Source organism: Paenibacillus canaveralius (assembly GCF_047238265.1).
In the GTDB taxonomy this organism is placed as follows: domain Bacteria; phylum Bacillota; class Bacilli; order Paenibacillales; family NBRC-103111; genus Paenibacillus_F.
This window is the reverse complement of record NZ_JBDFMM010000001.1, coordinates 4472547-4495532: the sequence shown is the minus strand read 5'-3', so window position 1 is coordinate 4495532 and position 22986 is coordinate 4472547. Positions and strand designations below refer to the sequence as shown.

Below are 22986 nucleotides of genomic sequence, written 5' to 3'. Positions count from 1 at the left end.
ACGAGACGGGCGGGGAACCCGTGCTTCGCTCCGCTGCCGGAACAGCCCCGGGGAAGCAGGGCGGCGGCTTTAAATATGCCTAATCGAACGGGTGAAGCGGTTCAGGCTTCCTCTAAAAGAAGCGGAAAGCTCTCCCCGGCTTTACTTTCCCCCTATAAAAGTTCGCAGAGGCCGCCCGGAATGGGACTCGGCTTACGCGCAGCCGGGAGCCCGCTAAAATACCGTTGATTTTAAACACGGCTCTGTGAGATGGTAAGAAGCAGAGAAAAGAACAGGCGGCTTAATATTTGCACCGTAATTCGGCGGAGGTTTATGTGAAGATTTTAATCCCTTTTAATCATTATGCACAACTGTTTCCCCATAAAAATACCGCCCTCTACCATGCGCTGCGGGAAAGTATAGTAGAAGGAAGACTGGAATCGGGCTCCAAACTCCCTTCCAGCCGGGAGCTTGCGGAGGTGTACGGAGTGTCCCGGGGACTCGTTACGCAAGTGTATGAGATGCTGATATCCGAAGGATACATAGAGGGCAGACCGGGTAAAGGAACGTTCGTCGCTTACCGGAGCGATCAGGGCGCGGGAACCGGCTCCCTATCGGAGGAGCCTCTTCTGTTGTCGGCGTGGGGGCACTTTCTGATGCAGCCGGGAGGCGGGGCCGGCAGGCGGGAGGAAGAGAGCGGCCCGGCGGGAAATAAGGATGATCGCCCGAGGAGAGAGTATGGCGGAACAGAGCGGAGGCCGGGCGGTGCAGCCGGGCGAGAGCACAATGACGGCGTGGAGCGGGCAGGAGCAGGCGCAGCCGGGCGAGAGTACAATGACGGCGTGGAGCGGGCAGGAGTAGACGCAGCCGGGCGAGAGCACAATGACGGTGTGGAGCAGGCAGGAACAGGCGCAGCCGGGCGAGAGCAGAATGACGGCGTGGAGCGGGCAGGAGAAGGTGCAGCCGGGCGAGAGCACAATGACGGTGTGGAGCAGGCAGGAACAGGCGCAGCCGGGCGAGAGTACAATGACGGCGTGGAGCGGGCAGGAGCAGGGATTGCGGATTATGCCGAAGCGAGCGGCTTTCCCGCGGCCCACTCAGGCCCCCGCTTGCGGGCGGACGAAACGCACAGCCGCAGTAAAGCCTCCCGGAGTGCGGAGCCGCGCATACCCGCGGCCCCGGACGCGGTCGTCTTCGAGCTGTCCGGTACGGACAGCGCGGCTTTCCCGCGGCAGGCCTGGAACCGCTGCCTGCACGAGCAGGTGCGCAGCGCCGCCTTCCTTGAGGGTCCGCTGTGCGACCCCCAAGGCGATTATTCGCTGCGCTCGGCGATCGCGCTGCATCTGCGGCGGTCTCGAAGCATCGACGCGGACCCCGATTGCGTCGCAATCGTGAACGGGTCGATGCAGGCGATCGCGCTGACGATGCAGCTGCTGGTAGGCCCGGGCGACGAGGTAGTCGTCGAATCGCCCGGGTACAGCGGCGCCGTACGCGCCGCCTCCGCCGCAGGCGGCAAGGCCGTCGATGCGCCCGTCGACGCGCAGGGCATCATCCCGCAGCCGTGGAATGCGCGGCTGCTGTTCGTCACCCCCGGACGGCAGTTTCCGACCGGGGCGGTTCTCCCGCTCCAGCGGAGGCAGGAGCTGCTCCGCTGGGCGAAGGAACGCGGCGCCGTCATCATCGAGGATGACTACGACACCGAGTTCCGCTACGCGGGCCGGCCGCTGGAGCCCCTGAAGGCGCTGGACCGCGAAGGCCGCGTCCTGTTCGTCGGCACGTTCTCGCGGACGATGTACGCGGGCCTGCGCCTCGGCTATGCGGTGCTGCCGCCGTCTCTCGTCGAGCCGTTCCGGCGCGCCAAGCAGCATTATGAGCCGCTGACGACAGGGATGCTGGAGCAGCGGGCCTTGGCCGCTTTTATGAACAGCGGAGCCTACGAGCGCCATCTGCGCAAAATGCAGCGGGTATACGGGGAGAAAGCCGCCCTGCTGCGTTCGGGGCTGGCCGCGCTGGATTCCGCTTTCGAATGGATGCCGAGCGAATCGGGGCTTCATATTTTCGGCTGGTGGAAAGGCGGCGCTGAGGAGTACATGCGCTTCACCTCCGCATGTGCCGGGCGTGGTGTTTACTGGCGGGACGCGGGAAGACATGTCCGCTGCGGAGAAAGACCCGCGGCATGTTTCGGTTTCGGACATTTGTCACGGGAGGAGATCGGCCGCGGCATCGCCGTAATGGGGGAAGTCCTGAGGGAAACTTTTTTATAGGCATGCGGGAATCTCCAAAAGGTTTGTGCTATGATGTGAATGAAGGACGAGCCCGGTTTGACTCGCCGAGGCTTTTCCGCACTATAGAATTACCGTAGGAGTGATTGGATATGGCCGGATTTACCGGAGGTACAAGTATTATTTTGCGGCTTGAGATGATGAAAGAACGCACGAATTTCGGACAGATCGCGACTACGATCGGAGACGCCGGCGGCGATGTCGTGGCAATTGACGTTAACCGTTCGACGAAAACCGTTACCGTCCGGGATATTACCGTTAATGTAAGCGACCAGAATCATACGGGTGCCATCGTGAAGGCCCTGAACGAGCTGGACGGCGTAAAAGTCATTAACGTGTCCGACCAGACGTTCCTGCTTCACTTGGGCGGTAAAATCGAAACGACGCCGAAAATACCGATCAAAAACCGTGATGATTTGTCCCGTGTGTATACACCCGGAGTGGCAAACGTTTGTATGGCTATTCATGAAGATCCTTCGAAAGCGTTCTCATTGACGATTAAACGCAACACCGTTGCCGTTGTATCGGACGGTACGGCGGTTCTGGGACTGGGCAATATCGGTCCGGAAGCGGCCATGCCGGTTATGGAAGGTAAGGCGATGCTGTTCAAACAGTTTGCCGGCGTAGACGCTTTTCCTATCTGCCTCAATACACAGGACCCTGAAGAAATTATATCGATCGTGAAAGCGATTTCCCCGGCTTTCGGCGGAATCAACCTGGAGGATATTTCGTCCCCGCGCTGTTTTGAAATCGAGAACCGGCTTGTCGAAGAGCTGGATATACCGGTTTTCCACGATGACCAGCACGGTACGGCGGTCGTTCTGCTTGCGGGAATGCTGAACGCCGTCAAGGTCGCGGGCAAGAAGCTCGAAGACTGCAAGGTTATCGTCTGCGGCATCGGAGCGGCCGGTATCGCGTGCACCAAGATTCTGCTCGCGGCGGGCGTTAAGAACGTGATCGGAGTGGACCGTGAAGGAGCACTCGTCCGCGGCCAATCGTATCCGTACCAATCGTGGCAGTGGTATGCCGAGAATACGAATCCGAATGAGGAAAAAGGACGCCTCTCCGACGTGATCGAAGGAGCCGATATTTTTGTCGGCCTGTCGGGACCGGGTGTGCTTAAAGTGGAAGACATCAAGAAAATGGCGGCTGATCCGATCGTATTTGCCATGGCGAATCCGACACCGGAAATCGCGCCGGAAGAAGCGGAGCCTTACGTGCGCGTCATGGCGACGGGCCGCTCCGACTATCCGAACCAGATCAACAACGTCCTGTGCTTCCCGGGCCTGTTCCGCGGTCTTCTGGACTGCCGCGCCACGCGCGTTAACGAGCAGATGAAGCTGGCGGCCGCCAAAGCTATCGCGTCCGTCGTTTCGGAAGAAGAGCTCAACGAGCTTTATATCATCCCGAGCGTGTTCAATAAACAGGTCGTGAAGAAGGTCCGCGAGGCCGTAATTGCGGCCGCTTACGAAACCGGCGTAGCCAGACGGAAAAGCGCGGATATCCGCGGTGACGAAAGCGCCCAGTCCGAGCAGTCCGCGGACGGCGCGGGTATGCTATAATAAATTCCTGGTTACAGTTTTACTAGGAAAGCAGGCGATATTATGTTTCATACCGAAACTTACGGAGGAACCCGTGAAGAGCAGTATACGCTCGTCATAGCCCAGTTGAAGGCGCTGGTTGAGGGGGAAACAAGCCGTATTGCCAACCTGGCGAACGCTTCGGCACTGCTCGGCCAGTTTCTCCGGGACATAAATTGGGTAGGTTTCTACTTGCTGGAGGGAGAGCAGCTGGTGCTCGGACCTTTCCAGGGGCTTCCGGCTTGCGTGCGTATTCCGCTCGGACGCGGAGTATGCGGTACAGCGGCGCAGAAGCGCGAGACGCTGGTCGTTGAGGATGTGGAGCGGTTTCCCGGGCATATTGCCTGCGATGCGGCCTCCCGCTCGGAGATTGTCGTACCGCTCGTTAAAGATGGCGAGCTGCTGGGCGTCCTGGATATCGACAGCCCGAACCTGGCCCGTTTTGATGAAACCGACCGCGTTATGCTGGAGCGGTTCGTGACGGAGTTGGCGGCTCATCTGTAAGCTCTTGATGAGACAGCCTTTCCACGGCGTAAGTAAAGGTAGCGCAAGGAAGGAATTTTAGTTTCGAGAAGCCCTCGTACCGGCCGGTGCGGGGGCTTTTTTACGGAGCTGTAAAGCATTTTGTAATTATGTATTTATTTTCCAAGGTTAATTCGTTAGAGTAGAGGGAGAGAACACGGCGATGTTTCCAGCCGGAGGATGAATACACAGAGGACAAAGCTTGCTTGCGCGAAACAGCACTCATTTGCCGAGGAGGAGAACTTATGAAGACGATTGAAATACGAAATCCGCTGCTGCCTCTGCTGGCCGGGTCGTTATTCAGCGTTTTTATGTTTGTCACGCTGATGATTCAAAGCTGGGACCAGCCAGCCTCGCTTAGGCCGCTGATCGTTCTGGGCCTGCTTTTTGCGCTTTTTACCGCCGGATGTGTCCTGTTCGATATGATCGAATCCCGTCACGTTGAATTTGAAGGCCGGGTAACGTCTTATGACAACGGAAGGCTGTCGCTGAAAACGCGGGAGGGCAAGGTGAAGCGCTACAGGCTGCCGTCCAAGGAAATACCGCCCGGGGAAAGCGGAGAGCTTCTGGAGGCTGGCAATCAGGTGAAGGCTACCGTAACGAAAAGAACCGGTCAACTGCTGGCTTTGGAGGTCTTGTCCGGCTAACCGGAAGGATTTCCCGCAAGCGGTGAACACGGACTGAAACGAGCCTGCCGTTCTTCGCAAGGGGGTGATTCTAAGCAGGGTATCGCCAGCAGAACCCGGGAATGCCGAATCGTGCCTTATCCGGGCTCTTGATCCGGCTTTTTTTTCGGCCTGTCTGCCAAATATAGAATCAGATAAAAAAACGTCATAATCTGGGCCAGAACGGCGCAGGGCAAACCTTTCGAGAACAAGTCATCAAACTGCTGCTCGTTTCCCAGCGGTCCGGTACGCTGCTTGTAAACTTCAGGCATGCCGCTGATAAACCGGGTCGTGTATACGGCCGTCATTAAAAGACAGAGTCCTCCGTAGAGCAAAAAAACCGGTCGCGTACGCATGTTTTTAAGCCCTTCTTATCCTCACATTTTACTGCATCCGTGTCTATAAAGTTGCGATAAATGGCCGATTCATTGACAGGCCCTACCGTGGCTCCTAAGATATGGGTACGATGAAATGTAGTTTGTGCGGGTATGAACTTACGCTGCCCGTTAAAGAAAACCCCGGCGGACGGGGAGAAAGAGGGCGAGAACACATGCTGACAATTGCGGATAGCAACCTGCGGGCCGACCGGGAGCCGCTGCTTCATCCTTTCGGATTTAAAGGAGGACAACTGACGGAGCTGTGGCAGCCGATTGTCACGCTAACTGCTGAAAGCGGTCACAAGGGTACGGGAGTAGGTGTGCAAAGCCCGTTATGGTCCGATGCGAATCTGATGGCTTCTCTCGGGGAACAGGGAGCTAACGAGCTCATGTACAAATTCTCGGAGGAGACTGTAAAGTCACTGAAAGGAGCTTCCTTCGCGCATCCGATGGAACTGTTCGAGGAATTGTATGGACGGCCTTCGAAGTCCTGGTTTGCCCGTCACGGGCATCCGGATGTCCGGCCCACTTATGTGCTGAACGCGCTCGCGGCAGTCGATTTCGCGGCTTGGGTGCTGTACGCGCGGGAGCGGGGGATCTACCGCTTCTCTGACCTGCTGCCGGAAGAATTCCGCGGCTTGGGCGAGCAGAAGACGGAGGCGGTTGCAGCCGTACCGGCCGTTGCTTACGGTACGGAAGACGGCGAAATCACCGGCTTGCTGGATCAGGGGTGCACCGTACTTAAAATCAAGCTGGGGTCCGGCGGCGACGATATGATCGACTGGGACAGCAAACGCCTGCGGCATATTCATAAACTGACCGAGACGTATTTACAGACCCGCCGGGCCCCTTCCGAGGTGTCCTACTATCTCGATCTGAACGGCCGTTACGCGGGTAAAGACGATCTTCTGCGGCTGTTGGAGGATGCGGACCGCAGCGGATCGCTGCCTTCCGTCATTCTGGTGGAAGAACCGTTCCTCGATGGACGGGAAATCACTGTCGAGGATGTACCGGCCCGTATTGCGGGGGATGAGAGCATTCAGTCCGAAAGCGACGCCCGCTATTACATGGATCTCGGCTATGGCGCGCTTGCCCTTAAACCGGCTGCGAAGTCGATGAGCCTGAGCCTGAAGGTGGCCGCTCTGGCCGCCGAGCGGGGAGTGCCGTGCTTCTGCGCCGACCTTACGGCCAATCCGCTGCTCGTGGAGTGGACCCGCGTGCTGGCGGCTCATCTCCGGCCTCTGCCGGGGATGGCGTACGGCCTGATCGAATCCAACGGCGGGCAAAATTACCGCGGCTGGGACCGGCTCGTAAGCTATCATCCCGCGGCTGGAGCTGGCTGGACCCGCACGCGCGGCGGACTGTTCGAGCTGGACGAAGCTTTCTACGCGGAAAGCGGAGGCGTGTTCCGGACGAGTTCTTATTACGAGAACCGGTAGGTATTGCTCGCGGGCTTGTGAACCGGCGTCAGCGGCCCACGGCTTCGAGGCTGAGGATATCTTTCAGATAGCCCGGAAGGGCGTCGAGATGGTTGCCGAGGAACGCGTCGCTTTCCCTGCCGACCCGCTGGGCGGCGGGCACCATGGACAGCTGGGCCGCGAACACCGTTTTGCGGGGATGGTCTTCGATGGCATGGAACAAGCCTCTGGAAACCGCTTCGATATAATCGTTTTTCTTGCCCTGCATGACGAGCTGGAACGTATTTTCCAGGAGAACCGGCTCGACTTGAATCTCCTGGCCGGCAGCGGCCGCAAACTTATGGAGCTGTTCCATCGTGCCTTCGACAGTCGAAGGATTGGTAAAAACGAGAACCGAAGGCCGGTTCAGCAACAAAATTTTATGAAACAAAGGATCGTCGATTTTAATAATCGGCACTGGGCAGGAGAAATTTTCAGGCAGATGAGCCGTAAAATACGTACAGGTAATCAAAATGGCATCCACATGACAGCTGGCTAACCAGTCGAGTGTGGATTTTATTTTGTTCATGGCCAGCTCCTCGGTAAAATTGCTGTCGTTCTTAATGCGGTCCAAACCGGGATCGACGAAATGGACAAGCTCGATGTCATAAGAGCCGAGGGCTTTCTCGATATGTTCGATATTGGAATAGTGGGCATGATAGCAGCCTAGTTTTCTTTTCATGATAGACACCCCGTCCGAAGTTTTCTATGAAGTATAGCAAGGTTAACAATATTTGGCAATGGGAACACGGGGTTGAACGGTTAAAAAAATGTCTTCTCACCATGCGCCCGAATCGTTTGATCGGAATCGCAAGCGTAATGATGAACGGAATAATGAACCGAAATAATGAACCGGATGTCGAGGACTGCAAGGTGTGAGCTTCGCGCGGTCAAAGCCGAATACCCGGCGGTACAAAGAACCGGAACTAGGAGCCGGCGAACCGCATCAGCTCCCGGTTGAACTTGCCCATTTCGCAGTAAAACAAGCCATGTCCGCTGTATGCGAAAGGCACGAGCTCCGAGCCTTTAATACCCGCTTGTGTCGCCTGGGCGAGCGGATAAGGACAGATCATGTCCTGCGCTCCCTGGAAGATCACCGTGGGCACTGAAATTTTGGGCAGATCGGGACGCATATCCTCATCTCTCAAAAGCGCAGCCCCCATCGCGGTCGCATGCCCGGAGGAAGATAAAGCGATCCCGTGAAACCAGTTTTGAAGCGGGGCCGACACATACCGGGCAAAAAAACGGCCGCCGAGATCTTCGAGCATTTTAGGCCGGTCGGTATAAGTTCCCTCTATGAGATGATTCACCTCTTCGATTGAATTGCCGTACGGGAAATCCGGCCGTTTGGTAAACAGGGGAGCCGCCGGGGCGAACAGAGCCAGCTTGGAAACGCCGAATCCGCCGTGTCTGGCCATATACCGGATCGCAATGGCTCCGCCCATGGAAAACCCCGCCAGGATAATGCCTTCAAGCCTGAGCGCCTCGATTACGCGGCGTATATCGTCCGCCATCCGGTCGTAGGAGTAGCCTCCCCACGGGCGGTCGGATTTGCCGAACCCTCTCAAATCCAGGCCGATACAGCGGTATCCGGCTTTGGGAAGCTGATCGAACTGGTACTCGAACATCGTATGGTTGAGCGGCCAGCCGTGAATGAACAAAATCGTTTTGCCGCCGCCCCCGGGTCCGGGGTTCCAATCCTCGACGTAAAGGTTAACTCCCTGCTCAACGGGTATGTAGATGCCCATCCTGCGCCTCCTTTGGTTGAAAATACAATGCGTTAGGGAAATGGCCTGCCGCCGGTGAGCGATTGCACGAAAAAAAATCACGGTTCTCTTTGAAGCAAGCCCGGACGGTTTTGAAGAGCCCCCGCTTTTTAAGTGTATGTGCGACGGTTTGGACGATATTTCTTCCGGCTTGAGTGATTGTGCGGGGAACGGACGGAGTACATTACTGACCGGATAAAACGGATTAGGGCCGGGACATGCAGGGGGGACATCATATGGAAAAAGTGGAGGAGCGGCTGGGACGACAAAAAACCGGTATTCCCGCAAGGGGATACCGGTTTGCTTTTGCTTATACTTCTGCGGACCATTCACGAAGCTTGCGGTCTGACGGAAGAAACAAGGTCAGGATGCCGAGAATCGGCAGCAGGCTGGACAGCTTCATAATGAGGCTGATTCCGTGGGCGTCGATCAGGTTGCCCAGAACGAGCGCTCCGATTCCGCCCATGCCGAACGCAAAGCCCGTAATCAGGCCGGATACCATGCCGACTTTCCCCGGGATCAGCGTCTGCGCGTACACGACGGTGACGGAGAAGCTGGAGAAGATGACGAATCCGGTCAGCGTCAGCAGCACGGTCGCCCATCCCAGACTGACGTAAGGGATCAGCGCGGCAAGCGGAGCCGCACCGAATATGGAGACGAAGATGACGGTTCTCTGTCCGAACTTGTCGGCGAGAGGACCGCCGAAGAACGTTCCGAGCGCGCCGGCCGCCAGGAACAGAAAAATATAGATTTGCGCCTGATCGATGGTCGTGCCGACGACATCGCGCAAATAGAAGGCGTAATAGCTCGTCATGGCCGCCGCATACCACGAGCGGGTAAAGACGAGGAACACCAGCACGACGACCGCGGCGGCGATCTTCTTCCGCTTGGCGGGGTCCATCGCGCGCTGGACGGTCTTCTTCGCCGTGACGGCTCCGGCCTCGATCACGCCCTTGTACCAGCGGGCGATGAACGTTTGCACGAGCATGGCGGCCCCCGCCACGAGGGTGAACCAGATCGAGCCGAACTGGCCGAGCGGGATGAAGATCCATTTCGTCAGCAGCGGAGCCAGCGATTGCCCCGCGTTGCCGCCGACCTGGAAGATCGACTGGGCCAGTCCCTTGCGGGAGCCTGCGGCCAGGTGGGCGACCTTCGAGCCCTGCGGATGGAACGCCGCCGATCCCAGGCCCACCAGCGAGACGGCCAGCAGCACGAACCCGTACGAAGGCGCGAACGCGAGCAGCAGCATGCCGAGGAAGGTGGCGGCCATACCGAGCGGCAGCATGTAGGGTTTAGGCTTCCGGTCGGTATACATGCCGATTACGGGCTGCATGATGGAAGCGGTAAGATTGAAATAGAACGAGATCCAGCCGATCTGGGCGTATGAAAGCGTCATACTGTCTTTTAAAATCGGATAGATAGCCGGAATGACCGACTGAATCGAGTCATTAAACAAATGCACGAGACTGATGGCGAGGAGTACCTTGTAAACCGTCGGTTTCGACGAAGGAATTCCTGCAGAGGGTCGTGCGGTGCCGGCGCTGACTGTCGCCTGCGACGCCATAGGGCACGAACTCCTTTCGTGAAGCTAATGTGTAGGACGCTGAAGCGTACCGATCCGTTCGCCCATGCGGACTTTGCTGCCCACCTGGAGATCGGAGCGCGGCGTCAGGATTCCGTTCTCGGTAACGAGCACTACCGTTGAACCGAATTCGAAATAAGCGAGGTCATCGCCCGCCTGCAGATGAGACGGAAGGCCCTCCACATACTGAATGGAGCTGACGTTCAGCGCGCCGACTTTCACGACGGCGATTTCGCCGGCTTCGTGCTCCATCACGGTAATGAGGCGCTCGTTGCGGCTGAGCACGCGTGTCATGTGGCGCAGGCCGAATTCGTTCACGGGGTATACTTTGCCGGGAACATGTTCTTTCTCCAGAATCTCACCGGTAACCGGGGAATGGATACGGTGATAATCCGTGGGGCTCAAATAAAGCACCATAAAGAAGCCCTTCTCGTAATTAATCGTACGCGGGGAACGGTTGAGCAGCTCCTCGACGGTGTAATCCTGCCCCTTGACGCTGAGCATTTGGCCCGCTTCTACGGGACCGTAGCCGGTAATAACGGCATCTACCGGGCTGACAAGCGCGGCCGGATCCGTATCGACCGGACGGAGTCCGGGCTTCAGGCGGCGGGTGAAGAACTCGTTGAGTGTGGCGTATTCCCCGATGGCCTTCTCCGCTTCTTCAACCGGAATGCCGTAAGACTTGGCAAACCACGGGATGAGTGAGCGGCTGAGCGGGGATTTGGAAAACGAACCGGTCATCCGGGAAATCCATTTGCGGGATGAGAGTTCCGTCATAAGTCGAAACAATGGTTTCATGCTTGGTTCAATGCTCCTATCTGTCATGACTATAGTCTTCGCTTTATCTTGCCATAGAATGAACGTTTTGACAATTGCCGCGACCCGGCGTTTTCGGGCGCTCATCCGCTGAAAACGCGCCTTTTCGCCGGGACCGTGCCCTTATCCTCGGGCAGACAGGTATGGTTCGGAGCAAGGCTGCGCAAGCTGGTTAGAAAAGGGGGAAGATCTTATGTCCGGCTTGGTGTGGGGAGCGGTTTTTACCGTTCCGTGGCTGCTCGTTTGGCTTCAAAATAAAGTAACCGGGGCCAAAAGAATCATGGATACCGCGGCATATGCCGCACTGGTACTTTTTTCGGGGATTGCCGGGGTAACCGTGTCAGAGATTCTTGTGAACGGCACGGTTTTTATGACCAGCGTGCACAAAGTGTTCCTGAATCCCCTCTTTCTGGCCAGCGGAGGGTGGCTGGGGTTGTATGCTCTTCAGCGTCTTATAGTAGAAGCAATTTTTCCGGGAAGAGCAAAGAGAGACTGAATCCGTATTTTTTATGGATAAAAAACTGGTACAAAATGTAAAGATTATATATAATAAGGTTAGCTTTGATGAAAGCGCTTACTGACACAAAAAGAAATTTAGGAGGAGGAAGCTGATGAAAAAGCGAGCCAAAGAGCTCAACTACACGGAAATCGCGAAGTCCAGTCAGTTCCAAGCTTTGTTGAAACGAAAAAGACAGTTCATTTTACCGCTTTCCCTGTTCTTCTTTGCCTTTTATTTTACGCTCCCGATTCTCACCTCTTATACCACCGTGCTTAACACCCCCGCATTCGGTTCCGTCTCTTGGGCGTGGGTATTCGCCTTTGCGCAGTTTATTATGACCTGGGTGCTGTGCATCCTTTACTCGCGCCGGGCCGCTAAATTCGATGTGATGGTACAGCAAATCCGGCAGCAAATGAAAGGCTGATCTCATTTCTCATACTTGGAGGGAAGTCAAGTGAATCTGACGGCATTCTGGTTATTTCTGGGCATCGTGGCGATCACGCTTCTGATTACATATTTTGCGGCCAAAAAAACCAATTCCACCGATGACTTTTACACGGCTGGAGGAGGTCTGACGGGCTGGCAGAACGGTCTGGCCATCGCAGGAGATTACATGTCGGCCGCTTCTTTCCTCGGAATCGCGGGCACGATCGCACTGGCCGGCTTTGACGGGTTCTTTTACAGCATCGGATTTCTGGTCGCGTATCTGGTCGTTCTCTATCTCGTGGCGGAGCCTCTCCGCAATTTAGGGAAATATACGGTGGCGGATATGATTGCGGCCCGTTTCAACGAAAAGAAAATCCGGGGCGTGGCGGCCCTGAATACGATCACGATCTCCACTTTCTATATGATCGCGCAGCTCGTGGGCGCGGGAGCGCTTATCAAACTGCTGCTGGGACTCGATTTCACGACGTCTGTGCTCATTGTCGGCCTGCTCATGACCGTTTACGTCGTATTCGGCGGGATGACGGCAACTTCTTGGGTACAGATCGTCAAAGCGGTGCTGCTGATGGGCGGGACCTTCATTCTTTCGATTGTCGTGTTCTCGAAGTTCAACTTCAGCGTGACCGAAATGTTCGATCAGCTGAAAGCCGTTACTCCTCTCAAAGAGAAGTTTCTGGACCCCGGCAACAAGTATAAAATACCGCTCGACACGCTTTCGCTTAACCTGGCGCTTGTGCTGGGGACGGCCGGTCTGCCGCACATTCTGATCCGCTTCTTTACGGTGAAGGACGCTCCGACCGCGCGCAGCTCCGTCGTGTACGCGACCTGGATCATCGGCATTTTCTACGTGCTGACGCTGTTCCTGGGCTTCGGCGCTGCCGCGTTTGTCGGGTATGACAACATTATCGCGGAAGACAAGGGCGGCAACATGGCGGCGCCTCTACTGGCCAAAGCGCTCGGCGGCGATTTCTTCTTCGCCTTTATCGCGGCCGTCGCATTCGCGACGATTCTGGCCGTCGTCACCGGTCTCGTTCTCTCCGCCGCTTCCGCGTTCGCGCATGACTTCTACAGCCATATCTTGCGCAAGGGAAAAGCTACGGAGTCCGAGCAGATGAAGGTAGCCCGCTGGGCGTCGGTCGGCGTCTCCATCCTGTCGATCATCTTGTCGCTGGCCGCATCCAAGCTGAACGTGGCGTTCCTCGTGTCCGTCGCCTTCGCCATTGCGGCGAGCTCCAATCTGCCGGTCATTCTGTTCACCGTCTTCTGGCGGCGCTTTAACACGGCGGGCGCGGTAACGGGCATGCTCGTCGGCCTGATCTCTTCCCTGGTGCTCGTGGCCGTAAGCCCGAGCGTGTGGAGTCCGGAAGCGGGTAAAGCCATCTTCGTAGGCACGCCATTGTTCCCGCTCACGAATCCGGGCATCATCTCCATTCCTCTCGGATTTCTGGGTGCCATACTCGGAACGGTCCTGTCGAAGAAGAAGTCTTCCGATGCGAAGTTCGACGAGATCGTCGTCAAAGCCAACGTCGGCAATATCAACATGTAAGCGGGCCGCGGCAATGCCCGGCACAACAAAGAACCTCCCGGTCCTTGGCGGACGGGAGGTTCTTTTGTTCTATTTGGCCGGTACTTCTCAAAGTTAATCGTCGAAACGGCATTCTTCGAGGCGGAGCACCTTCGTTTTCTTCTTGACTTTATACCCGATCCAAACGATCAGGAACAGCGGAATTCCGATATATGAAGCGGTCAGACCCGCCCAGTCGACGCCGCTTTCCGAGATGGCGGAATAGTTCTGGCCGAGGATAACGACGATACAGACGATCAGGGCGAAGATGGGGCCGAAAGGGAACCATTTCGCCAGGTACGGCAGATCGCGAAGGTCCCGGCCCTGCGCCGTGTAAGCGCGTCTGAAGCGGTAGTGGCTGACGGCGATGCCGAGCCAGGCGATGAATCCGCACATGCCGGAGGCGTTGAGCAGCCAGATGTAAACGACGCCGTCGCCGAACATGGAGGCGAGGAAGGCGAACATGCCAACGGCTGCCGTCGCGATCAGCGCCAGTACCGGTACGCCGCGCTTGTCGAGCTTGCCGAGGAAGCGCGGTGCTTTGCCTTCGCGGGCAAGCGTCCAGATCATCCGCGTGGATGCGTACATGCCGGAGTTGCCGGCGGACAGGACGGACGTCAGGATAACGGCATTCATGACGGAGGCGGCGAATGCCAGGCCGGCTTTCTCGAACACGAGCGTGAACGGGCTGATCGCGATATTTTCGACGTCGCCGCTGATCAGGTTATCGCTCGTGTAAGGAATGAGCAGGCCGATGATGAAGATGGCGAAAATATAGAACAGCAGGATGCGCCAGAAAATGGTGCGGATCGCTTTGGGCACGTTCTCGCGGGGATTTTCGCTCTCACCGGCCGCCACGCCGACAAGTTCGGTCCCCTGGAAGGAGAAGCCCGCGGCCATGAATACGCCGAGCACGGCCATGAATCCGCCGCTGACGGGTGCGTCTCCCAGCGTGAAGTTGCTGAATCCGACGGACTCGCCGCCGATAATGCCGAAAATCATCAGAACCCCGACGATGATGAACACAATGACCGTCACGATTTTAATCAGGGCGAACCAGTATTCGGACTCCCCGTATCCGCGGACGGACAAGTAGTTCAGGCAGAACATCAGCACCAGGAACAGCAGACTCCATAGAATGGAGGGACTGTCGGGCAGCCAAAATTTCATAATAAGGGTGGCTGCGGATAATTCGGCGGCAATCGTGATGGCCCAGTTGAACCAGTAGTTCCAGCCGAGGGCGAATCCCAGCGCCGGATCGACGAACCGGGAAGCGTAGGTGGAGAAGGAGCCGGATACCGGCATGTACGCCGACAGTTCCCCGAGGCTCGTCATGAGAAAGTAAACCATGATGCCGATAGCCGCGTAAGCGATTAAAGCGCCGCCGGGACCCGCGGAATGAATGGCGCCGCCGCTCGCCAGGAAGAGTCCGGTTCCGATGGAACCGCCGAGCGAAATCATCGTTAAATGTCTGGATTTCAGGCCGCGCTTAAGTTCCGTAGTTTCGGAACCGGAGTTCGGTTGTTTCATAAGGAACACCTCTGTCAATAATTTGTTTCTTGCCTGCCGCGCTAACCGTCGGTTAATAAAGGAAAACATAAAAAGCCCCGAAAAGGAGTTTTCGCGGCTGCTGCTTCTATCTCGCCTTTTCCATGAAGATAGCGCAACACCGCTGCTTGGAAGGGCAGCAGTGACAGTTCCGCCCCTGTTCGGGAACGGACCCAATCCGGACGCAAGAGAGACGGCCCGAATTTCGGCGGCTGCTCCTTTCTCCCGGCTTCACTGACGTCTCTATCGTCTCCCCCGGAATACTCCTAGCACCCGCAACCTCTACCTCATCGAAAATGGATGAGGAACTTGCTATTAAGTTTTTGTAAAAAGGTACATCGTTCAGTATAGATAAAAAGCGGAATAGTGGCAATAGGAGAAACTGGAAACGGATACAAATATTTTTCCGGCTGATTTTACAACGAAAAAACATGCCGTTAATACAGGGCAAACAGGCCGGGGTTACGATAATGGGGACGGAAGAAAGAAGGGTGACTATGGATAAAGGAATCGGCAATCTGGGACCGAGACGCATCATTGCGGCCGTCCGGCATTCGGAGGATTTGAAACTGGCTTGCGCAAGCGACCTTCCGGTCGTTTTTCTGCTGGTCGGTGATTTGTTCACCGTTCAGGATTATGTGAAGCAGGTGCTCGACAGCGGCAAAAAGGTGTTTTTGCACGTTGATTTCATAGCCGGGCTCGGAAGCGATCCCATCATTATTAAATATTTGGCCGAGAAGGTCAGGCCGACCGGTATTATTTCCACGAAAACGCATTTGATCAAGCACGCGAAAAAGAATGGCCTGGCGGCCGTTCAGCGCTTGTTCCTTATCGATTCGGCGGCTCTGGAGAACGGCATCGCCAACGTCCAGCAGAGCGCGCCCGACGCCGTGGAGATTATGCCGGGGCTGATTCCGCGCGTGATTACGGAAGTCAGCGAGAGGCTGAGCGTGCCGGTCATAGCGGGAGGGTTGATCCACCACCATGAAGAGATTGAAACGGCTTTACAGGCGGGGGCTGCGGCGGTTTCCATGGGCAGCCGGGCTCTGTGGGTGAAGGAAGCGAAGCGTCCGCGCGCGGACGAGGCGATTGTGCGTTAATCCGCAGAGGGGCCTGCGGGGCTTGGCCGACGGCATCCGTTATCTTTACAAATCTTTAAAACCCCGTTCATACAGCGCTAACACTGGAGAGATAAAGTAGAAGCAAAGAGAGAACCAACTGAATCGGTAAGGGTTGAGATGAGGAGAAAACCCTTTATGCAGTATTCGCCGCAAGGGCAAGGCACGACGGAAGTCCCGCTATCGACGGGGGGCCGTTTGTACGCTTGTTTCCTGTGCCAGGCGCGTATTGGATGAAGGGTTTTTTGGGTTGTCTTCTTCCCGCCGGTGAAGTGTTTGAGGAGGCAAAACGGTTGCGGGGTCTGACAGAATGGAACGACGCAGAAGCTTATTTTTTTGATCTCGACGGGACGATCTTCCTCGGAGGACGTCTTCTTCCCGGAGCGGCGGAGCTGCTCCGCTCGCTGGAGGAAGCCGGCAAGACGGTCGGCTTCCTGACCAACACGACGACGCAGACGGCCGCGGACTGCGGCCGCCGCCTGCGTGGGCTGGGCCTTGCCGTCCGCGACGAGCAGGTCGTGACGGCCGCGGCGGCCGCCGCCGCCTACCTGGCGGAGCGGGCTCCGCAGGCCCGGGTGCTCGCCGTCGGCGAGGAAGCGCTGATCGCGGAGCTGGACGCGCAGCGTATCCGCGTCGTGCGGTCGCCCCTGGAGGCCACGCACGTGGTCGTCGGCATGGACCGGCGCTTCGACTATGCGAAGCTTCATGCCGCGTCCAGGGCGCTGCGGTCCGGGGCGGAGCTCATCGCCTGCAACCCGGACACGTTCTGTCCGGTGGAAGGCGACGAGCTGCCCGACACCGGTGCCATGACCGCCGCCATCGAGGCGGCTTCGGGCGTTCGCGCGTCGGTCGTCGCGGGCAAGCCGTCGCCGCACTATGCGCGGGTGGCCCTCCGCCGGACCGGCAAGGCGGCGGAGCGGTGCGTCATGATCGGCGACCGTCTGGAGACGGACATCATGCTGGGCCGCGCCAGCGGCATGCGCACCGCGCTCGTACTGACGGGCGCGGCGACTTTGGAGGAGGTGAGAGCGGGGACGGTCATGCCGGACTGGATCGTACCGACACTGGAGGCGTTTGCGAAGCCTTCCGATGAAGAAATATTTAACATCCCCATTACAAAACGTTAACGCAGCGGTGGAAATCGAGTGTTACATTGGGGACAAGCACGGTGTACTGCAAGTACCGAAATCATTTTATTTGGGGGAGACTATCCAATGCGGACAATCGCGAAAATGAGTGTGTTGACACTGCTTACGGCAAGTTTGATGGCGGGCTGCGCCAAGCCTCAAGCGGAAACGAGCGCAAGCACCCCGGGGGCGGGAACGGAAAAAGCGAAAGAGAAAACCGAGCTGACGTTCTACTACCCGATCGCCGTAGGCGGCCCTCTGACGGCCACGATCGAAGCGATGGCGGCCGATTTTACAAAAGAAAACCCGGACATCACCGTGAAGCCGGTATACACCGGAAGCTACGCGGATACGACCGTGAAAACCCAGGCGGGCGTACAGGGCAAAACGCCTCCGGACGTGGCCGTTAACCTGTCGACGGAGCTTTACAGCCTGCTGGACATGAATGCGATCATTCCGCTGGACGAGTTTATCGCCAAGGAAGACAAGAACTGGCTGTCGGACTTCTACCCGGCTTTCCTGGCCAACTCCCAGACGGGCGGCAAAACGTACAGCATCCCGTTCCAGCGCAGCACGATCGTCCTTTACTACAACAAGGACATGTTCAAGGAAGCGGGTCTTGATCCTAACAAACCGCCGACAACATGGGAAGAGATGGCCGAATACGGCAAGAAGCTGAAGAAGGAAGGCCGCTGGGGGCTTGAAATTCCGGTATCCGGTTTCGCTTACTGGATGATGCAGACGTTCTCCCTGCAAAACGGCAAGAACCTGATGAGCGAAGACGGAAAGAAAGTCTTTTTCGATACAAAAGAAAACGCCGAAGGGCTTCAATTCTGGTCCGATATGGCCCGCAAGGACAAAATTATGCCGGAAGGCGTAACGGAGTGGGCGACGGTGCCGTCCGACTTTATCGCCGGTAAAACCGCGATGATGTACCATACGACAGGCAACCTGACGAACGTGAAGAAAAACGCGAAGTTCGATTTCGGCGTGACGTTCCTGCCGCAGAAGAAATCGTACGGCAGCCCGACGGGCGGCGGCAACTTCTACATTTTCAAAGATATCGACAAGAAAAAGCAGGAAGCGGCCTGGAAGTTCGTCAAGTTCATGACGGAGCCTGAACGTGCGGCCAAATGGAGCATCGAAACGGGCTACGTGGGCGTGCGCAAGTCCGCTTACGAAACCGACGTGATGAAAAAGTACGTAGCGGAGTTCCCGCCGGCGCTTGTCGCCCGCGATCAGCTCCAGCATGCGGCAGCCGAGCTGTCCACGCACAACAACGGTAAAGTGTCCAAAGCGCTGAGCGATCAGCTTCAGGCGGTGCTTACCGGTGCGGCGGAACCGGCGGCTGCGCTCAAGAAAGCACAGGAAGAAGCGGACAAGGCGCTGGCGCCGTTCAACAAGTAAGCGGGCCGGAGCGGAAATGCGGTCGGCAGGGTCTCCTTTGGCTCTGCCGATTCTTTATTCAACCGGCCGGAAAGCGCAGGGAGGGAAGACAATGACCGGGAAAGTCGCGGTTTGGAAAGAAAACGGGTTTGCGTGGCTGCTTCTGCTGCCGTCACTGGTGTTTCTTATTCTGTTTACGTTTTATCCGATGCTCAAGACACTGATCCTAAGCTTCCATCAGGCTGATCTGGCTACGCCGCAGCCGATTTTTACGGGACTCGACAATTACAAGCATATGGCGGAGGACGCCGTCTTCTGGAAAGTGCTGCGCAACAACGTCTGGTTTGCGATCGGCACGGTGCCGACGGCTATCGCGCTCGCGCTGGTCATGGCGGCGTTCGCCAATAAAGCGCTCCGGGCGAAAGGGTTCGTCCGTACGGCTTTCTTTTACCCGAACATGATACCGATGATCGCCATCGCCAACGTATGGCTGTTCATTTATACGCCGCAGTACGGGCTGCTCAGCAGAGCGATGGGCTGGCTGGGACAATCCCAGGCGGTCAATATTCTGGGAAGCCAGGAAACGGTCATGTGGGCGATGATTGCGATGATCGTCTGGAAAGAAGCGGGATATCTGATGATTTTCTATCTCGCCGGTCTGCAGAATATTCCGAAGGACTTGTATGAATCCGCCGAAATGGACGGGGTCGGACGCTGGACCGTATTTCGTAAAATTACGTTTCCGCTGCTTATGCCGACGACGCTGTTTGTGATGATCGTGGCTTTGACGAATTCGTTCAAGCTGGTCGATCACCTGTTCATTATGACAAAAGGCGGCCCCGACAACGCGAGCAACCTTCTTCTTTTCTATATTTACGATACAGCGTTCAGCTTCTGGGATCAGGGACTGGCCTCGGCTTTGACGATGGTGATGATCGTTCTGCTGATGGCGTTTGCGGCGCTTCAATATTTCGGACTCGACAAGAACATTCACTACCGTTAATTTTGCGCTAAAAAAGGAGGGTGGAACTTATGACTTCCACAACCGCCGGGACTGCGGCACCCGAAGCTTCACGCCGCGGCGGCACGGAGAGGCCCGCATCCGCCAGACGCAGGCTGCTCGCCCGCGGACCGCTGACCCTCGATTTCTGGCTGAATGCGCTCATGTTTATCGTCGCGCTCGTCTGGATCGTACCTCTGGTCTGGATGCTGTGGACCGCATTCCGGCCCAAAGATTCCGTTATCAATCCCACGCTGTCGTGGGATTTTACCCTGGAGCATTTCCGGCATGTCTGGTCGGCCGCTCCGTTCGGCCTTTACTACGGCAACACGCTGCTCATTACGGGAGGCATTCTGATCGTTCAGACTGCTAACCGTAACGATGGCGGCCTTTGCTTTTGCCCGGCTGAATTTTAAAGGCAAAGAATTTGTCTTTATGCTGTTTCTCGTGCAGATCATGATTCCGGCCGACGTGCTCGTTTTCCCGAACTACAACGTGCTCAAAGAGCTGAGCCTGCTCGACACGAAACTGGGGATCATGCTTCCGTATTTCGCTTCGGCTTTCGGTATTTTTCTGCTGAGGCAGATGTTTAAGACGATTCCTCCCGAACTGGATGAAGCCGCCGTGATGGAGGGCTGCACGAAGTGGCAGATCTTGTGGCGCATCTATGTGCCGCTTGCCCGCCCGTCTTACGTGGCTTTCGCCCTCGTATCGGTCAGCTATCACTGGAACAATTTCCTCTGGCCGCTTATCGTAACGAACTCGGTAGAAAACCGTCCGCTGACGGTCGGTCTGGCCATTTTCGCCCAATCGTTCGAAACCGGAGCCCAGTGGGCCGAGGTGAGCGCGGCTACGCTGATCGTGATTGCGCCTCTTCTGGCCGGTTTCCTGCTGTTCCAGCGCCAGTTTATGAACAGCTTTATGCAGTCGGGCATCAAATAACCTCATCCGCGAAGGAATCGCATGACGATGAGAATTCATCCGTTATACCGGCATGCCGATATAACGACAATAAAAAGGGCCGCTACCCGGTAGCGGCCCTTTTCAGTTTTTTACCGACCGCAATCCAGCGTCCGTCGATATCTTCGAAAACCAGCTCGCGGTTGCCGTAGTCCGTTACGGACAGGGAGCGGACGATTTTCACGCCCAGCCGGACGAGTTCGGCTTCGATGTCCTCCTGGAAGTCCGTGATCAAATACGCATCGTACCCGCAGCCGTGAACGACCCGGTTAGGCACGATAGCACCCAGCTTGGAGGCCGTCAGCACGATTTCGACGGCGTCTTTATAAAGGCAGACGTGAGGTTCGGAGGCTTCAAGATAGTAGACGGCCCTGAAACCGAGGCGTTCGTAAAAGCCCGCCGTCTCCTGAAGACGGGGAACCGGAAAAATTTGCAGACAGGAAGTGAACCCGCTTTTCATTACTTTTCTTCCCCTTCTATTTAAAATGTAAAATGCCGGCATTATGGTCAGCATAGCACAAGGGAGAGGGAAGCTTCTTTGTAAAAATCAATAAAACTTAATTTATCGGATGTTTATAGCGTTAAAAAGATACCCGGCTTCCGTTTCGAACCGCCCTTTATTTGCAGGCGGACGCGGCTGCGGGTGTTTTTCTATTGGCAATTTACCCAACCAAGGCGAGTCCGGCCGTCATATCTTATAGGAGGAGCGTTTTGCAGAAGGTTAGAAGGTCTGGATGCAGTACCTAAGGAGGTCACAAGATGGCATATCGCATCGATATCAATACCTCGACATTTGTCCTGACGTTATCCGATGACGGCAAAACCGTGAAGACTTATCCGGTCGGTGTAGGGAAGGTGGGAACGAGCACCCCGGAGGGCACGTTCACTATCGTCAACAAGGAGCCGAATCCCGGCGGACCTTTCGGAGCTTTCTGGATGGGGTTGTCGAAGAAGCATTACGGCATCCACGGAACGAATGATCCTTCTTCCATCGGCAAGCGTTCTTCCCACGGCTGCATCAGAATGCACAACAAGGATGTGCTGGCGCTGTCCCGCCTCGTTCCGATCGGCACCGTCGTGCGGATTCACCCATAAGAGAGGAAGGTGAATGATGAACATCTCATCCATAGCTATCGTGTCGCCGGGATCGTTCGCCGTTCCTTCCGGAACCAGCAGTTCGGTTGAGCATGTGGTGGAGCGTCTGGCGGACCGGCTCAGCGAGACGGCGCAGGTCACCGTTCTGGGAAGAAGAACGAGGCGCAGGCCGGCAAGGGAGCAGATCGGAGGCGTCACCTATGTGCGGCCCAGCTTTAAAAGCGGTCTGCCCTACATCGAGGCGGTTTACCGGAAGCTCAGGCCGATGAACCCCGATCTCATCCAGGTGGAAAACCGGCCCCGGTTCGTCCGTTATTTGCGGAAGCGGATGAAACGGGCGACCATCTGCCTCGGCCTGCATTCGATCACCTTCATATCGAAGCCACATATCGGGCGCAAAGAGGCCGCCGAATGCCTCCGCTGCGCCGATCTCATTTTCGTCAACAGCGACTATTTGCGCCGGGAGGTTATACGGCGGGCCCCTTCCGTCGCTCACAAGGTAGTCGTGAATCCGCTTGGAGCGGACCCTTCGATTTTCGCTCCCCGGATGTTCCACGAGGAGGCCCGGCAGGAGATGCTGGCGTCCCTGGGGCTGTCGGGGCGCAAAGTGGTTGTCTTCGCCGGGCGGCTTATGCCGATGAAGGGCGTCGAGCAGCTGCTGCGCGCGATGCCCGCCGTGTTTGCGGCTCATCCCGATGCGGTGCTGCTCGTCATCGGCGGCGCGGGCTACGGCAGCACGAGACAGACCGCTTACGTCAGGAAGCTGAAAAGGCTGGCGGCCCGGTATCCGGATCACATCCGCTTCATTCCTTACGTGTCGCACGATTCAATCCCGGCCTGGTTCCGTCTGGCCGACGTCGTTGCCGTTCCTTCCATGCGGATCGAAGCGTTCGGTCTCGTCAACGTCGAGGCCATGTCCTCGGGTGTGCCGGTTGTCGCCACGCGGGTCGGGGGCATTCCCGAGATTGTTCTTCACGAAGCGACGGGGCTGCTGGTGCCCCTCCAGTCGGTGGAAGCGGAGCTGGCGCAGGCTATCACCCGGATTCTGGCCGATGACGAGCTGAGGCGGCAGATGGGTCAGCGCTCCCTGGAGCGGGTGGCGGAGCTCTACACGTGGGAGAAGATGGCGGAGAGGCAGCGGGCTTTTTACAGCCTGCTTCCCTGAAAAAAATAAGTGATCGGGGCCGGACGATGTCCGCGCCTTTTTTTTCATAAATAG

21 protein-coding genes, 1 pseudogene and 1 riboswitch are annotated in these 22986 nt (G+C 56.8%); of the genes and pseudogenes, 15 read left to right on the top strand and 7 right to left on the bottom strand.

All coding sequences use genetic code 11. From position 1 onward, the window contains the following. Nucleotides 1–314: 314 nt before the first annotated feature. The 4 genes from ABC395_RS20270 (at nt 315) to ABC395_RS20255 (ending at nt 5010) form a co-directional block, all read left to right on the top strand. The gene (locus ABC395_RS20270) at nt 315–2243 is read left to right on the top strand and encodes an aminotransferase class I/II-fold pyridoxal phosphate-dependent enzyme (protein ID WP_413005702.1); all 1929 of its coding nucleotides are present in this window, start codon (nt 315–317) and stop codon (nt 2241–2243) included. Nucleotides 2244–2353: 110 nt separating this feature from the next. Beyond that, on the top strand, nt 2354–3823 hold the full coding sequence (locus ABC395_RS20265) for an NAD-dependent malic enzyme (protein WP_413005701.1): 1470 nt from the start codon (nt 2354–2356) through the stop codon (nt 3821–3823). 42 nt (nt 3824–3865) lie between these two features. Then, a complete protein-coding gene (locus ABC395_RS20260) occupies nt 3866–4345 on the top strand; it encodes a GAF domain-containing protein (protein ID WP_413005700.1) in 480 nt (159 codons plus the stop codon). Nucleotides 4346–4608: 263 nt separating this feature from the next. Next, a complete protein-coding gene (locus tag ABC395_RS20255; protein WP_413005699.1) occupies nt 4609–5010 on the top strand; it encodes a hypothetical protein in 402 nt (133 codons plus the stop codon). 116 nt (nt 5011–5126) lie between these two features. Here the strand turns inward: ABC395_RS20255 and ABC395_RS20250 are convergent, their stop codons facing one another. Beyond that, nucleotides 5127–5336, bottom strand: coding sequence for a hypothetical protein (locus ABC395_RS20250; protein ID WP_413005698.1), 210 nt, complete (start codon nt 5334–5336; stop codon nt 5127–5129). Nucleotides 5337–5578: 242 nt separating this feature from the next. On the opposite strand from ABC395_RS20250, the gene ABC395_RS20245 reads away from it, so the two are divergent. Continuing rightward, the gene (locus ABC395_RS20245; protein WP_413005697.1) at nt 5579–6844 is read left to right on the top strand and encodes a hypothetical protein; all 1266 of its coding nucleotides are present in this window, start codon (nt 5579–5581) and stop codon (nt 6842–6844) included. A 28-nt stretch (nt 6845–6872) separates the two neighbouring features. On the opposite strand, the gene ABC395_RS20240 is transcribed toward ABC395_RS20245, so the two are convergent. The 4 genes from ABC395_RS20240 to asd form a co-directional block, all read right to left on the bottom strand. Further along, nucleotides 6873–7544: a hypothetical protein gene (locus tag ABC395_RS20240; protein ID WP_413005696.1), complete on the bottom strand. Its 672-nt coding sequence runs from the start codon at nt 7542–7544 to the stop codon at nt 6873–6875. A 244-nt stretch (nt 7545–7788) separates the two neighbouring features. Beyond that, nucleotides 7789–8610 carry an alpha/beta fold hydrolase gene (locus ABC395_RS20235; RefSeq protein ID WP_413005695.1) on the bottom strand — a complete coding sequence of 274 codons (822 nt, stop codon included), beginning with the start codon at nt 8608–8610 and terminating at the stop codon, nt 7789–7791. Nucleotides 8611–8938: 328 nt separating this feature from the next. Next, entirely contained in the window at nt 8939–10192 is a 1254-nt protein-coding gene (locus ABC395_RS20230; protein ID WP_413005694.1) for an MFS transporter, read from the bottom strand. Between the two features lie 24 nt (nt 10193–10216). After that, nucleotides 10217–11008 (bottom strand): archaetidylserine decarboxylase, encoded by a 792-nt coding sequence (gene asd / locus ABC395_RS20225; RefSeq protein WP_413005693.1) that lies wholly within the window; start codon nt 11006–11008, stop codon nt 10217–10219. Between the two features lie 211 nt (nt 11009–11219). On the opposite strand from asd, the gene ABC395_RS20220 reads away from it, so the two are divergent. The 3 genes from ABC395_RS20220 (at nt 11220) to ABC395_RS20210 (ending at nt 13515) form a co-directional block, all read left to right on the top strand. Then, entirely contained in the window at nt 11220–11522 is a 303-nt protein-coding gene (locus ABC395_RS20220; RefSeq protein WP_413005692.1) for a hypothetical protein, read from the top strand. A gap of 115 nt (nt 11523–11637) precedes the next feature. Further along, on the top strand, nt 11638–11949 hold the full coding sequence (locus ABC395_RS20215; RefSeq protein ID WP_413005691.1) for a DUF485 domain-containing protein: 312 nt from the start codon (nt 11638–11640) through the stop codon (nt 11947–11949). A gap of 30 nt (nt 11950–11979) precedes the next feature. Further along, the gene (locus ABC395_RS20210) at nt 11980–13515 is read left to right on the top strand and encodes a solute symporter family protein (RefSeq protein WP_413005690.1); all 1536 of its coding nucleotides are present in this window, start codon (nt 11980–11982) and stop codon (nt 13513–13515) included. Between the two features lie 93 nt (nt 13516–13608). Here ABC395_RS20210 and ABC395_RS20205 read toward each other — a convergent pair whose 3' ends face one another. After that, on the bottom strand, nt 13609–15063 hold the full coding sequence (locus tag ABC395_RS20205) for an amino acid permease (RefSeq protein WP_413005689.1): 1455 nt from the start codon (nt 15061–15063) through the stop codon (nt 13609–13611). A 121-nt stretch (nt 15064–15184) separates the two neighbouring features. Next, a riboswitch (Lysine riboswitch) is annotated at nt 15185–15374 on the bottom strand. Nucleotides 15375–15578: 204 nt separating this feature from the next. Between ABC395_RS20205 and ABC395_RS20200 the strand changes: the two genes are divergently transcribed. The 5 genes and pseudogenes from ABC395_RS20200 (at nt 15579) to ABC395_RS20180 (ending at nt 20654) form a co-directional block, all read left to right on the top strand. Next, complete coding sequence (locus ABC395_RS20200) at nt 15579–16181, top strand: glycerol-3-phosphate responsive antiterminator (protein WP_413005688.1); 603 nt, start codon at nt 15579–15581, stop codon at nt 16179–16181. A gap of 311 nt (nt 16182–16492) precedes the next feature. Beyond that, on the top strand, nt 16493–17326 hold the full coding sequence (locus tag ABC395_RS20195) for an HAD-IIA family hydrolase (protein ID WP_413006778.1): 834 nt from the start codon (nt 16493–16495) through the stop codon (nt 17324–17326). An 87-nt stretch (nt 17327–17413) separates the two neighbouring features. Further along, nucleotides 17414–18733 (top strand): ABC transporter substrate-binding protein, encoded by a 1320-nt coding sequence (locus ABC395_RS20190; RefSeq protein WP_413005687.1) that lies wholly within the window; start codon nt 17414–17416, stop codon nt 18731–18733. 91 nt (nt 18734–18824) lie between these two features. Beyond that, nucleotides 18825–19715, top strand: coding sequence for a carbohydrate ABC transporter permease (locus ABC395_RS20185; protein ID WP_103995810.1), 891 nt, complete (start codon nt 18825–18827; stop codon nt 19713–19715). Between the two features lie 161 nt (nt 19716–19876). After that, a pseudogene (locus tag ABC395_RS20180) lies at nt 19877–20654 on the top strand (carbohydrate ABC transporter permease). An 82-nt stretch (nt 20655–20736) separates the two neighbouring features. On the opposite strand, the gene ABC395_RS20175 reads toward ABC395_RS20180, so the two are convergent. Next, nucleotides 20737–21132: a VOC family protein gene (locus ABC395_RS20175; protein ID WP_413005686.1), complete on the bottom strand. Its 396-nt coding sequence runs from the start codon at nt 21130–21132 to the stop codon at nt 20737–20739. A gap of 299 nt (nt 21133–21431) precedes the next feature. Between ABC395_RS20175 and ABC395_RS20170 the strand changes: the two genes are divergently transcribed. Next, nucleotides 21432–21767 (top strand): L,D-transpeptidase, encoded by a 336-nt coding sequence (locus ABC395_RS20170; protein WP_413005685.1) that lies wholly within the window; start codon nt 21432–21434, stop codon nt 21765–21767. Nucleotides 21768–21780: 13 nt separating this feature from the next. Then, nucleotides 21781–22932 (top strand): glycosyltransferase family 4 protein, encoded by a 1152-nt coding sequence (locus ABC395_RS20165; RefSeq protein WP_413005684.1) that lies wholly within the window; start codon nt 21781–21783, stop codon nt 22930–22932. Nucleotides 22933–22986 lie beyond the last annotated feature (54 nt).